Source organism: Mesorhizobium sp. P5_C1 (assembly GCF_054049815.1).
In genome coordinates this window covers 1-12,460 of the sequence record NZ_JBFULQ010000135.1, presented here as the reverse complement: position 1 = coordinate 12,460, position 12,460 = coordinate 1, and the positions used below count along the sequence as shown (strand labels likewise).

At 60.9% G+C, this 12,460-nt stretch carries 8 protein-coding genes and 2 pseudogenes; all 10 read right to left on the bottom strand.

Annotated elements, in window-relative coordinates; all coding sequences use genetic code 11:
- Window positions 1–528, bottom strand: a pseudogene (locus ACXJ7R_RS13500) (AI-2E family transporter YdiK); the annotation flags it as partial.
- Between the two features lie 119 nt (window positions 529–647).
- Window positions 648–2,033, bottom strand: coding sequence for an amino acid permease (locus ACXJ7R_RS13495; protein WP_457152265.1), 1,386 nt, complete (start codon window positions 2,031–2,033; stop codon window positions 648–650).
- A gap of 34 nt (window positions 2,034–2,067) precedes the next feature.
- Window positions 2,068–3,003 carry a carbamate kinase gene (gene arcC / locus ACXJ7R_RS13490; protein ID WP_457152264.1) on the bottom strand — a complete coding sequence of 312 codons (936 nt, stop codon included), beginning with the start codon at window positions 3,001–3,003 and terminating at the stop codon, window positions 2,068–2,070.
- 4 nt (window positions 3,004–3,007) lie between these two features.
- The gene (locus tag ACXJ7R_RS13485) at window positions 3,008–4,012 is read right to left on the bottom strand and encodes an ornithine carbamoyltransferase (protein WP_095081987.1); all 1,005 of its coding nucleotides are present in this window, start codon (window positions 4,010–4,012) and stop codon (window positions 3,008–3,010) included.
- Window positions 4,013–4,043: 31 nt separating this feature from the next.
- Window positions 4,044–5,273, bottom strand: a complete 1,230-nt coding sequence (locus tag ACXJ7R_RS13480) for an arginine deiminase (RefSeq protein ID WP_457152263.1) — start codon at window positions 5,271–5,273, stop codon at window positions 4,044–4,046.
- 306 nt (window positions 5,274–5,579) lie between these two features.
- Window positions 5,580–5,750, bottom strand: a pseudogene (locus ACXJ7R_RS13475) (TorF family putative porin); the annotation flags it as partial.
- Window positions 5,751–5,950: 200 nt separating this feature from the next.
- Window positions 5,951–6,889, bottom strand: a complete 939-nt coding sequence (locus ACXJ7R_RS13470) for an amino acid ABC transporter substrate-binding protein (RefSeq protein WP_457152262.1) — start codon at window positions 6,887–6,889, stop codon at window positions 5,951–5,953.
- A 38-nt stretch (window positions 6,890–6,927) separates the two neighbouring features.
- Entirely contained in the window at window positions 6,928–8,271 is a 1,344-nt protein-coding gene (gene potE, locus ACXJ7R_RS13465) for a putrescine-ornithine antiporter (protein WP_457152261.1), read from the bottom strand.
- Between the two features lie 30 nt (window positions 8,272–8,301).
- The gene (gene speC / locus ACXJ7R_RS13460) at window positions 8,302–10,665 is read right to left on the bottom strand and encodes an ornithine decarboxylase (RefSeq protein ID WP_457152260.1); all 2,364 of its coding nucleotides are present in this window, start codon (window positions 10,663–10,665) and stop codon (window positions 8,302–8,304) included.
- A 3-nt stretch (window positions 10,666–10,668) separates the two neighbouring features.
- Window positions 10,669–12,460 (bottom strand): Orn/Lys/Arg family decarboxylase (locus ACXJ7R_RS13455; protein WP_457152259.1); only part of this gene is annotated, 1,792 nt, incomplete at its 5' end.

The window sequence follows — 12,460 nt, the reverse complement described above, 5'->3', positions numbered from 1 at the left end:
GAGTATCATCGCAGCCGCCGCCTGTTCCCCCTTGGCGTACATTACCGCCGCGATGGCGGCAGTCAGCAGGAATTGCAGGAGCATGCTGCCGAGGCCTCCGGCAGCCGATGCGATCCACTGTGTCAGCGCGCCAGCATAGGGAGTAAGCTTGGGTGCCAGTTCATCCAGGCCAGCCGAAGACAACCTGCCCCATGCCTCGGCGGCCCGAGCCCCAACCACGGGAATTCCGGCCAGCCAATCCGGGGGGGGCGGTACCCGCAGGGACAGCAGCGTGCGCGCCATGTCGCCGATTACATCTATGTTGGTGACGACTGTGCTCACCGCCGCCCAAAGCGGCACGATAAGAACCAGCAGCACCGCCAAGGTCATCACTAATACCGCAATGCCACGGCGGTTGCCGGCGTAGTGCTGTACGCGAAGCAACAATGGCCAGGTCGCGAGAACCAGCGTCGTAGCCCAAAGGAGCGCCGGCAGGAACGGCCGCATGATCCAGATGCTGGTAACAAGCAGACCGCCGATGAACAGCACGGTCAACGTGATCCGCCCAAGGTCCTGATGCCGCGAGGTCACCGCTGGAACGCTGGGCAGCGGCGTAGGGTTGTCCGATTCCAGGAGAGGACCACCGATCGGCATGACTGGAGCCCCTATCAGGCCATCGTGATGGCGCGTCGCCGCTGCCAGACGTACACCGGAATACCGAGCAGCAACAGGACCAAGCCATAGAGGACCGGCTCTGCTCCACAACCATAGAGCGTGAACATGGCGAATACGAACGCCACAAGTTCGACGGCGGTCACGCGCGGGATACGCGCGCCGCCGCTGACACGTGCCGAGACAAGGCTGCCTGCCAAGGCGCAGAAGGCGTAAGGGATGACCGCTGCCATCGTGCTCAAGCCAACGACCAGTGTGTAGAACGCCGAGAAGCCTCCTGACCCGGCAGCCTGAACGAGAACGAGCAGGGTCGCCAACACAGCCGAGACCACGATTCCGATCGCCGGGACATTTCGCGTCGACAGGCTGCCGAAAAGCGGTGGGAACAGCCCGTCGCGCGCCGCCGCCATCGGCACCTGCCCCATCAGCAAGGTCCAGCCATTCAGCGCACCGATCGATGACAGGATCACCGCGATCGCAATCGAGATCGCGCCTGCGCGCCCCCACATCACACGAGCTGCGTCGGAGAACGGAGCGATCGAATGGACGAGTTCCTGCCGCGGCAAGACGCCCATGACCACGATCGTTCCTAACACATAGAGGGTCGCTGCGATTGTGATCCCCAGCACCGTTGAGCGGGGAATCGTGCGCTCCGGGTCGCGGACATCGCCGGCAGGGACAGTGGCCGACTCGAGCCCCAGGAAAGCGAACATTGTCAGCGGCGCAAGCGCCGCGCCTGCTTGCAGGATTGGCAGGCCGCTCGGATTGAACTCGCTGAAGTGCGAGGTGTCGACGTAGAGCAGGCCCACCACCGCGACGGCTCCGAACGGCACTAGCTTGGCGTAGGTTGTGACCTGCGACATGAGGCCGGCGGCGCCTACCCCTCGCAGGTTGACGAACACGACAACCCAGATCGCGCTCAAGGTAAGGGCGACGACCATCCCACGACCCCGCAGCATCGGGAACAGGTCGACCACAGCCCCAGCAAGGGCGACGGCGATTACCGGCAGCGAAGCCCAGATCGATATCCAGTAGCCCCACGCGATGAGAAAGCCGGGAAAGTCGCCATAGGCCAGGCGGGTATAGGCGTAAGGTCCGCCCGTCGCCGGAGCCAAACGCGCCAGTCTGGCGAAGGTCAGCCCCAGACAGATTGCCCCTGCGCCCATTACAATCCAGGTCAGGATCGCAAGGTTGCCATAGGGGGCGACGGCAGCGGGCGACAGGTAGAAACCCGACCCGACCATGTTACCGACCACAATCGCCGTGCACGCCGCTATCCCGAGGCTTTTGCGGCTTTCCGAATGCGGTGGCAGGCCCTGTTCGGGTGCGGAAACGACTCGCCCGGTGGCGGTTTCGCTTTTGGTCGGATCCAAGGCTTGCATTACCAAGAATTCCAATCTGTTGGGCGGGAGATGCCTAGTGGTAGCTAAGGCCCGTGAAGCCCCCACCGATAATTGTGCCCTTCTCGCCCCGCACGATCGCCTCGATGTCGGCAAGTGCGCCGATGGCTGCCATGTGACCCGTCGCCCTCGCAAATTGACAGGCAGCATCGACCTTCGGACCCATCGAGCCGGCGGGGAACGTGTGCTCCGAAATTGCTTCTGGACTGGCCCTGTGGATCGCCTTGGCCTGCGGCGTGCCCCACCCCAGGAATACCGCCTCCGCGTCGGTCGCCATCACGAGCAGGTCGGCATCAAGCTCGCGGGCAAGGAGCTCCGTACAGAGGTCCTTGTCGATGACCGCCTCGACGCCAACGAGCTTGCGGTCGGAATCGGGCGCGTACATCGTAGGAATGCCGCCACCACCGGCGCAAATGACGACCGTACCTTGATCCAGCAGCCAGCGTATCGGCCGCATCTCGAAGATGCGCTTCGGTTGCGGCGATGGAACGACGCGGCGCCACATTGTGCCGTCGAGCTTGAACGTCCATCCCTTTTCGGCCTTGATCTGTTGCGCTTGCGCCTCGTCGTAGACAGGGCCGACAAACTTGGTTGGATTCTTGAACCCTGGGTCGTTACCGTCGACCTCGACCATGGTCAGCAGTGTGGCGAATGGTACCTCGAACGGCAGCAGATTGCCGAGCTCCTGTTCGATCATGTAGCCGATCATGCCTTCCGTCTCAGCACCCAAGACATCCAGCGGGTAGGCCTCGTCCGCCTTATAGGCTGCCCCTTGCAATGCGRGCAGGCCAACCTGCGGACCATTGCCATGGCTGATGACCAGCTGGTGTGCGGAGGCAACCGGCGCCATAGCTATAGCCGCGGTACGGATGTTCCTGCGCTGGACTTCCGCCGTCATCGGTTCGCCGCGTTTCAAAAGMGCGTTGCCGCCAAGCGCGATCACGACCCGCATTCGGTCAGTCCCCCAAAGTCGCGACGAGAAGTGCCTTGATCGTGTGCATTCGGTTCTCCGCTTGCTCGAACGCGACGTTGGCTTCCGACTCGAACACGTCGTTGGTAACCTCGAGTCCGTCAGCCATGCCGTAGTTCTCGGCGATTTGCTTGCCAAGGACGGTTTCCGTGTCGTGGAACGCAGGGAGGCAGTGCATGAACTTCACCTGCGGGTTGCCGCTGGCTTTCATCATGGCAGAGTTCACTTGGTAGGGCTTGAGCAGCTTGATACGCTCGCCCCAGACCTCCTTGGACTCGCCCATCGAGACCCAAACGTCCGTATGGATGAAATGCACGTCCTTCACCGCGGCCTTGACGTCCGCAGTGATCGTCAATCTCGCGCCGGATTTCTCAGCCAGCTTCTTGGCGATGCTCGTATATTCATCGGACGGCCAGAGTTCCTTGGGACCGCAGATACGCACATCCATTCCCATCAGGCATCCGACAATCATGAGCGAGTGCCCCATGTTGGAGCGGGTGTCTCCGACGTAAGCGTATTTGATGTCGGTGATCGGCCTGTCGCCATTCTCGCGCATGGTCATGACGTCGGCGAGCATCTGAGTCGGGTGGTATTCGTCGGTCAGCCCGTTGTAGACCGGAACTCCGGCATATCTTGCGAGGTCCTCCACCCCCTTTTGCGCCGATCCCCGATACTCGATCGCGTCGAACATGCGTCCCAACACGCGCGCTGTGTCCTTGAAGGACTCCTTGTGCCCGATCTGGGAGCCGGCCGGATCGAGATAGGTGACGTTGGCGCCCTGATCGTAGCAGGCGACCTCGAAAGAGCAGCGCGTGCGCGTCGAGGTCTTCTCGAAGATCAGGCAGATCTCCTTGCCTCGAAGATGCATCTGCTCGGTGCGGGCATATTTGGCGCGCTTCAGGTCGCGGGCGAGGTCGAGCAGATGCTGAAACTCGCGCGGCGTATAGTCCTGTACCGTCAACAGCGAGCGGTTGCGGAGGTTGAAGCTCATGCGTTCTCTCCCTTGAGAAGTGGTGACCGGTTCAGTCGACAGGGTCACGCCAGACAGGACAGGTCATGCAGTGCCCGCCGCCACGGCCTCGCCCAAGCTCGGCGCCCCGGATGGTGATGACTTCCACGCCGGCCTTTCTCAGAAGCGTGTTGGTGTAGGTGTTGCGGTCGTATGCAACGACCACCCCAGGCTCGAGGGCGACGACATTATTGCCATCGTCCCATTGCTCGCGTTCGGCCTCAAATGCGTTGCCGCCGGTCGGCACGGAGCGGAGCCGTTTCAAGCCAAGTGCCTCTTGTACGACCGCGAGAAGCGGCTGCTCGTCGCGACGGACTTCGAAATGCCCTTCGTCGTCCAGGGGGTGTATGCTGAAGCACCTGACCTGATTGACGACTTCCTCGAAGATCGTGACCAGATCGCGGTCGCAGAACGTGAACACGGTGTCGAGATGCATCGCTGCCCGGCTCTTGGGCATGAGGCACCCGACGACGCGCGTGGCGGCCTTGTTGCGAAAGAGCTCGAGAGCCAACTGGCCCACGGCCTCATGGGTCGTCCGTTCGCCCAGGCCGACGAGGACGACGCCGTTACCGATCGGCATGACGTCTCCGCCCTCGATCGACGCGCTGGCGAACGACTCGTCGGAGTCGCCCCACCAGATCTTGAAGTCAGCCTCTCGGAACGACGGATGGAATTTGTAGATCGCACGCTGAAGCAGCGTTTCCGGCTTGCGCGCGGGCCAGTACATGGGGTTGCAGGTGACGCCGTTATAAATCCAGCACGACGGGTCGCGCTGGAACAAGGTGTTGGGTATCGGCGGCAGGATGAATTCAACTCCTCCGAAGGCCTCGACCATCATCGCCTTGCCGATCCCGTCAGGCAGGTCGGAGATCGTAATCCCGCCGATGAGGTGCTTGCCAAGTCGCGTCGCCTCAAGCTCGTCCAGCCAAGGCCGCATAAACGAAGCGTTCTGGAAGCCGACCGAATTCGGCGTGATCAGCCTGTCGAGCACGAACCGACGCCCGTCGGCCTGCTCCAGGGTCTCGGCAAGAAGGTCATGCAATTCAAGGACTTCGATCCCCCGCTGCTGCATTTTGAGCACGAAGTCGAAATGATCCTTCTGGGCCTCGTGGACCCAGAGCACGTCATCGAAAAGCAGATCATGGCAGTTCCCCGGCGTCAGGCGTTGATGAGCGAGAGAAGGTTTGCAGACCATGACCGTCCGCAGCTTGCCTACCTCCGAATGCACCCCAACTGTCCTCATGCCCCTCGTCCTTCAAGGTACTGGCGTGGCCCAGCCCGCGATCACGTATGAAGTCCTGCGCCGCGAGACGGCACACGCCACCGAATACTCGTTCTCCCGAACGGCTCGCTGTGTCTGACATCGGACCAAGGAGAACTGGCGCTTGAAGCATTGATTGTCGTCGGCGACGTCGCAATCAAGGATCAGGGAGTAAGTTACCGTAGCGTTCCCTGCCCCTTGCCGGGAGCTCCGGCACCAGGTGAGCAGGGGCGAATGATCGCACGCGGGCGATTGGCCACGGATTGCGCTCTGCAGCTGCGCTGCAAGCTATGAAATGCGCAGGTGTCTTACTCCTCGGACATCCAGCTCTTCACGTCCGACAGTCGGGAGTTCGACACTTGGTTCAACGTAGCCCTGTATTGCCGGTCTACTGTTGGAATTGGTGATGCCGCGCGACACGTAGTCGGTCGTAAAGGCAGCCCCAAAAGAGACGTTGAAGGAACCTGCGGAATTGCAACGATATCCTGGGGCATCGGCGCCGGCGGCGTCTCAGGCCCAAGCTCCTCGTCATGAGCGCAGGCTCGCCCTGCAATCAGGATGKCGGCTGCATTGACTGCGCTATCTCATTTTTTGGCTGGCGACGTGCCGATAGGCACCACCTGCTCATCTAGCGTGGTAATATATATTCTACGTGAGAACTATTCTGGCAATGCGCTCTGACGGAAAAAGGCTGTTACCTCGTCATCTGGTGCCCCGAACCATTTCGTGTACAGATCGCGAAACTCCTTTGATGAGAATTGCAGGCTAAGGGATCGATCCACGACCAAGCGAAAATCATCGTCGTTTCGCGCCATCGTTAGCGCAATCGGCTGAGAGGTGAACTGCCTGTCGAGAACCATCAAGTCGGCACCTGACGGGTTGCCGGCAGCGGCTTCAACGAGGATCGACCGATCCCCGAAGAACACGTCGCTCGTGCGGTCCAGCACTCGCATCGTGCCGGCATCGTAGCTCTCCACAGGAACTACCTCTGCCGTCAGTTGGAATTCGTTCAACCGCTTCTCAAGCCATGACTGCCCAGTAGTGCCGGAAACGACCGAGAAGGTCTTGTCCTCGAGGATCTGCGCCGGCGAACCACGCCAGATGGGGCCGGATGCCGGCCGGCCAGCGAGGACATCCTGCAGCGCCCGCGGAGCATCCGACCTGAGCATCGCAGCGATGCCACCGGGAAAGATGGGTATGGAAAACGACACCTGCTTCCGTCTTTCCAGCGTGACCTCTGCACCGCATAGGAGATCGATCTTGCCCTGCTCGAGCGTAGCAAAGCGATCTTCGACAGCGACCGGAACCCATTCAACTTTCAGGTCGGCAATGCCAAGCTCTGTTTTGACTTCGTCTGCCACGTTTTGGCAAAGCGTAATCGAATACCCGGTGGGCTTGCCCCCGTCGTCGAACGAGAACGGCCGGGCGTCGGCGCGATAGCCGAATACAAGTTTCCCGGCTTGGCGAACCCGATCGAGGGTAGCGGCTGAAGCCGGGATCGCGTCAAGGAGCGCAAGGCCAACGCCGATGCCCACGGCAAGGAGGCCAAGGGCACCGATACCATGCCGGCGAGCGGCTTTCTGCTGTGCGGCTTGCATGTGTTGTCCTCCTGTCGAGCGCATTGCCATGCCCCAGTTCAGGCTGCCGCTGCACGCGCCGGCGTGCCTGCCTGCCCGCTGAAACGAGGCGCAAGGAAACCCCAAATGATGAAAGCGAGCGCCGTCACCAGCATGCCGCCCATCACCGCCGAGTGGCCCGAGGCGTAGAGTGCATAGGTGCTGTAGAGCATCGCCACCGTCACGATGAACACGTTGAATGCGTACTTCGATCCGGACACGCCTGCCGACTTCATCATGATCACGAGAGCCGATAGCGCTATGATGTATGGCAGCACGTTGGTGACGACCGCCAGGTTCACCAACGCTGCGAACTGTTCGCTTAGTGTCGGTGAGATCGTCATCAGTGCGAGCAGCGATTGCACGACAGCCATCACGATCATGCCGGTAACCGGCGCCCCCATGCGGTTCACCTTGGTGAAGAATGCTGGGAACATCCTTTCGTCGGCCGCCGCCTTGCCGGTCTGGGCGATCGTGAATTGCCAGCCGAGCAGCGAGCCCAGACATGCCATGACGGCCAGAGCCATGATGATCGATCCCACGAACGGGTTGAACATATGCGCATAGGCCAGGCCGAACGGCCCGGTCGACTTGGCTAGTTCCTCGTTCGGCACGATGCCCTGAATCACAGTGGTCGACAAAATGTAGATCGCTGCGGCCCCAAGCGTTCCGAACAGGCATGCCAAAGGCACGTCGCGTTTTGGGTTCTCGACCGCGGCGGAGTTCTGGGCGGCAGATTCCATCCCCAGGAAAGCCCAAAGCGTCAGCGCGATGCTGGAGCCCATACCCTCACCCAGGCTCAGCCCGTGCGGATTCCAGGCCGCGCCGAAAGTGCTGGGGCTAAACCAGAACCAGCCGAAGACAGACAGCAGGCCCACCGGGATAATGACGCCCCAAACCGTGATCGACCCGATACGCCCGGTTATGCTTGGGCCGCCGAAGTTGGCAACTGTCGTAAGCCAAAGCAGGAAGATCAGGCTGACACATGTCGCCACCGGCGTCGCCGAAAGCGCGGGCAAGAACGACGACAGGTATCCGACAGCCGATATGCCGATGGCGACGTTTCCGATCGCAAGGGACAGGAAATACAGGATGAAGACGAGGAAGTACCCCGACTTGCCATATGCATCCTCGGCGTATGCCGACATGCCGCCCGGACGCTGATTGAAAAGGCCGGCCTGGGCAAAGCCGTACGCGATTGCCATTGAACCGAGCGCCGTGACAATCCACGACAGCAGGGATATCGCACCGACCTTTGCCATATTGGTTGGCAGCATGATAATGCCGGAGCCCATCATGTTGACCGCCACGATGAAGGTCAGCTGCATCAAATTCATGCGTTTCGGCTGCGGTTCTTGTGGCATGGTGCTCCTCCTCCGGTGTGGATCCGGCCCTCACTCTTTGACCACGTAGGTGTGGAACTTGATGCGGCCGTCGATCCTCTCCTGGTAGACGCCCTGCACTTCGTAATTGAATCCGGGAAAGCGATTGAACGACTCCTCGAATGCAAGGAAGTAATCGAGCATCGGCCGGGCTTTCTCATCCCAGCGCTCGCCCGGGACCACCACGCCGATGCCTGGCGGGTAGATCAGCGCAAGCGTGGCCGAGATGCGGCCCTTGATGGCGTCCAGCGGGACGTAGTCGACGTCGTTCGCGACCAGCGCCTCGTATGCCTTCTCGGAAGACATCGCGAGCTCGGGGAAGCTGGACGCCCTGAAGCTCTGCCGCTGCAGGTCCTTGACGTTCGCCGCACGGTAGAAATCGTGCATCTCCTTGCAGATCTTGCGGATCGTATACCCGGCATAGCGCTGGCTGTGCGCCGCGCTCACGGTCGGCAGGATCTCGGGCAATGGCGCATCGCGATCCCACAGGTTCTTGAACTTGACCAGCTTCGCGATCAGCGTGTTGAGCTTGCTCTCGTCTTCGGCCGGAGTCATCAGGAACAGCAAACTGTTCAGGTCGCACTTCTCCGGCACGACCCGCTGCTCGCGCAGATAGTTGGCGACCACCGTCGCGGGAACGCCGAAGTCGAGATAGTCGCCGGTCTTGCGGTTGATCCCGGGGGTCAGTAGCGCCAGCTTGTTGGGATCGACCATCGCGTAGCCGTCGACGTAGCCGGAATAGCCGTGCCACTTGGCTTGCGGATGGAAATTCCAGCACTGCTGCTCCCGTTTGAGCACATCCGTCGGCAGGCTTTCCCAGGGCACGTCTTCGACGTCCGGGGAAAAGGCCGAGTTGCGGATTGTCACCCTGTCCGGCACGAATGGGTCGAAGAACCACTTCTCTTCGTCACCCTCTCCATTCTCCTCATAGAAGCGGCTGAATTCGCGCAGTTTCTTGCGGCATTCGATTCCAAGCGCGATGCAGCGGTCCCACAGCATCTCGCCGGCCTTGCCCTCATGCATCTTGGCGTTCACCTCCAGCGAGGCGAACAAGGGATAGAAGGGCGAGGTAGAGGCATTCATCAGGAACGATTCGTTGAAGCGCTTGTGCTCGACGAACCGACGCTGGCCGCTGATATGCTCGTCGCGCTTGTGGATCTGCGAGGCCTGCGAAAAACCGGCGCCCTGCTTGTGGACGGACTGGGTCGAGAACAGCCCCGGCATCTCTGGCCCCAGATCCTCGATACGCATGGGACTGTGGTCTTCGAACAGCGGGTGGAAAGCGTTGTAGCCGATCCAGGCTTCATCCCACAGTACGTAGTCGCAGAGGTGTCCGATTTTCTCCATCACCTTGCGAACGTTGTAGACGGTGCCGTCATAGGTAGCGAGTTGGATGCAGGCGAGGCGGAACGGCCGCTTGGCCTTGTACCTCTCCGGGTCATCGACCAGCGGATTGTTGCGGATTTGCTCGCGCAGATAGTCCTCGTCCCAGGCACTCCAGTCGACGGCGCCGATCATGCCGAACGAGTTGCGCGCGGTCGGCAGGAAGGTCGGTATCGCGCCGGCTTGCACCAGGGCGCCCTGATGCAACGATTTGTGGTTGTTGCGGTCGAACAGTACCAGGTCGCCGCGCTTCAGCACGGCGTTGGCAACGATCTTGTTGGAGGAGCTGGTGCCGTTCAGGACGAAGTATGTCTTGTCGGCGCCGAACACGCGAGCGGCGTAGCGCTGTGCCTCGACCGCCGGACCTTCGTGGATGAGGAGGTCTCCGAGATCGACATCGGCGTTGCACAGATCGTTGCGGAAGATGTTCTCGCCGAAGTGTTTGAAGAACAGCTGACCGGTTGGCGACTTTCGGTAGAACTGGCCGCCCTGGTGGCCGGGGCAGTCGAAAGCGATGTTGGCCTCCCCGTCATAAGCCATCAGCCCCCCGAAAAATGGAGGCAAAAGGGTCTTTCCGTACATCAGTAGGCTGGCAACGACCTGCTTCGCATAGAAGGCAGGGGTCTGCTGGCCAAGGTAGATATAGCCGTCGACCTCGCCGGTCTGGGCGAGCACCGCCATGTCGGCGAGTTGCCTTGTGTCGGCCAGCGCCCAAAGCGGCGTACGGAACCCGATGCCCCGCACCGCCCTGCCCAGGCTGCGTGCGCCTTCGAGGCGATCCCCGTCGATCGATGCGATGTAGGCGCCCACCGAGGCATCCTCCGAGACGTCACGATCGGGACTGTCGGCAATCTCGATCTYGAAGCCTTCGGCCGCAATCTGGTCGAGCAGAACTTTTGTCTGGGGATTGGTGTCGTCGACAATCGCGACGATCTTGAGCAGTTTGTGGAAGGGAACCGCAGTGGTCGGTGATTTGACGTCACGCGGGATCATCTGTCACCCCTCCACTATGCAGTCGATCAGGTAGCGGCGTCCGGTCGGCGTCGGCTCGAAGCGCAGTCCGTGAATATCCGTTTCGAAACCGGGGAATTTCGTGTCGAAATCGCGCGCGTAGAGCAGGTAGTCGTGAATCGACTTGGTAGCTTTGGTGAGGCGTTCGCCAGGCATGATCAGCGGAATGCCCGGCGGATATGGCACCACCATCACCCCGAGCGTGCGCCCCATCAGCCCGTCGATCTCAACGCTTTCCACACGGCCACGCACGAGGTTCTCATAGGCATCGCACGGCTTCATCGCCATCTCCGGCAATGTCGTGTACATCTCCCGCTGCGCCCTCGGCAGATTGTCCTGGCGATAGACCTTGTGCACCTGCTCACATAGGTCCTTGAGGCCCATTTCGCCGTAGTCTGCGGGATGCGCGTCGACCAGCGCAGGCAGCACATTCTTCAGCGGCGCGTTCTGATCGTACAGCTCCTTGAAATTGAGGAGCTCGGTTACCAGCGTGCTCCACTTGCCCTTGGTTATGCCCATTGAGAACAGGACAAGGAAGGAATAAAGCCCGGTCTTTTCAATCTCGATGCGGCGCGCCGACAGGAATTTGACGACCACCGCTGCCGGGATGCCATGTTCCTGCATGTCACCGTTTGCCGATAACCCCGGGCTAAGGATCGTGACCTTGATCGGATCCACCAGCACATGGTTCTCGGCCAGACCCTCGAAGCCATGCCATCGACCGCCGGGCTTCAAGACCCACTCCGCCTTGCTCTCGGCTGGCCGTTTGGCGATGGCGTCCGGCTGCCACACGTCGAACCACCAGGAGTCCTTGACTTGATTTCTGACCGCCGTCATGGCGCGACGAAAGCTCAGCGCCTCTTCTATCGTCTCCTGAACGAGAGCACGGCCCGCCGGTTGCTCCATCATTGCCGCGGCGACGTCGCAGGACGCGATGATGCCGTATTGCGGAGATGTCGACGTGTGCATCATGAAGGCATCATTGAAGCGGGCCATGTCCAGCCGCTTGTTCTCGCCATGCTGGACGTGGATCATCGACGCCTGTGACCAGGCAGCGAGAAGCTTGTGCGTCGAATGCGTGGCGAAAGTGATCGCGTTGGGCGATCGGGTCGGATCAGCGGACGAGATGCCGTGATAGCCGTCGTAGAATTCATGGAAATTGGCGTAGGCGTACCAGGCCTCATCGAAGTGGAGCACTTCGACCGAACTACCGATCGTTTTCTTTATCGCATCAACATTGTAGCAGAGGCCGTCATAGGTCGAGTTCGTGATCACCATTAGGCGGACCTTGCCATTGCTCCCCTTGGCGAACGGATTTGTCGCGATCTTTTTCTTGATGGATTGCTGCGTGAACTGGTCCCTCGATATCGGGCCGATGATGCCAAGACCATTGCGCGACGGGATGAGATAGATCGGTACGGCGCCCGTCATGATCAGCGAGTGCAGGATCGACTTGTGGCAATTGCGGTCGCACAGGACCAGGTCACCGCGGCTCACGGTCCCGTGCCAGACGATCTTGTTGGCCGTCGACGTGCCGCCAACGACGAACAGTGTCTCGTCCGCCCCGAAAATGCGGGCGGCGTTGCGCTCGCCTTCGGCGATCGGACCGGTGTGGTCGAGAAGCGAGCCTAGCTTACCGACCGATACGGAGATATCGGACCGCAAGGTGTTCTCGCCGAAGAATTGATAGAAGAGTTGCCCGACCGGGCTCTTGCGGAACGCGACGCCGCCGCCGTGACCGGGCGTGTGCCAGGAGTAGCTGGCCTGCAATGTATAC

Excerpts from the sequence above, each read along its gene's own strand:
- ACXJ7R_RS13495 (WP_457152265.1), bottom strand. The coding sequence starts at position 2,033 with ATGCAAGCCTTGGATCCGACCAAAAGCGAAACCGCCACCGGGCGAGTC.
- ACXJ7R_RS13470 (WP_457152262.1), bottom strand. The coding sequence starts at position 6,889 with ATGCAAGCCGCACAGCAGAAAGCCGCTCGCCGGCATGGTATCGGTGCC.
- potE (WP_457152261.1), bottom strand. The coding sequence starts at position 8,271 with ATGCCACAAGAACCGCAGCCGAAACGCATGAATTTGATGCAGCTGACC.
- ACXJ7R_RS13480 (WP_457152263.1), bottom strand. The coding sequence starts at position 5,273 with ATGAGGACAGTTGGGGTGCATTCGGAGGTAGGCAAGCTGCGGACGGTC.
- ACXJ7R_RS13485 (WP_095081987.1), bottom strand. The coding sequence starts at position 4,012 with ATGAGCTTCAACCTCCGCAACCGCTCGCTGTTGACGGTACAGGACTAT.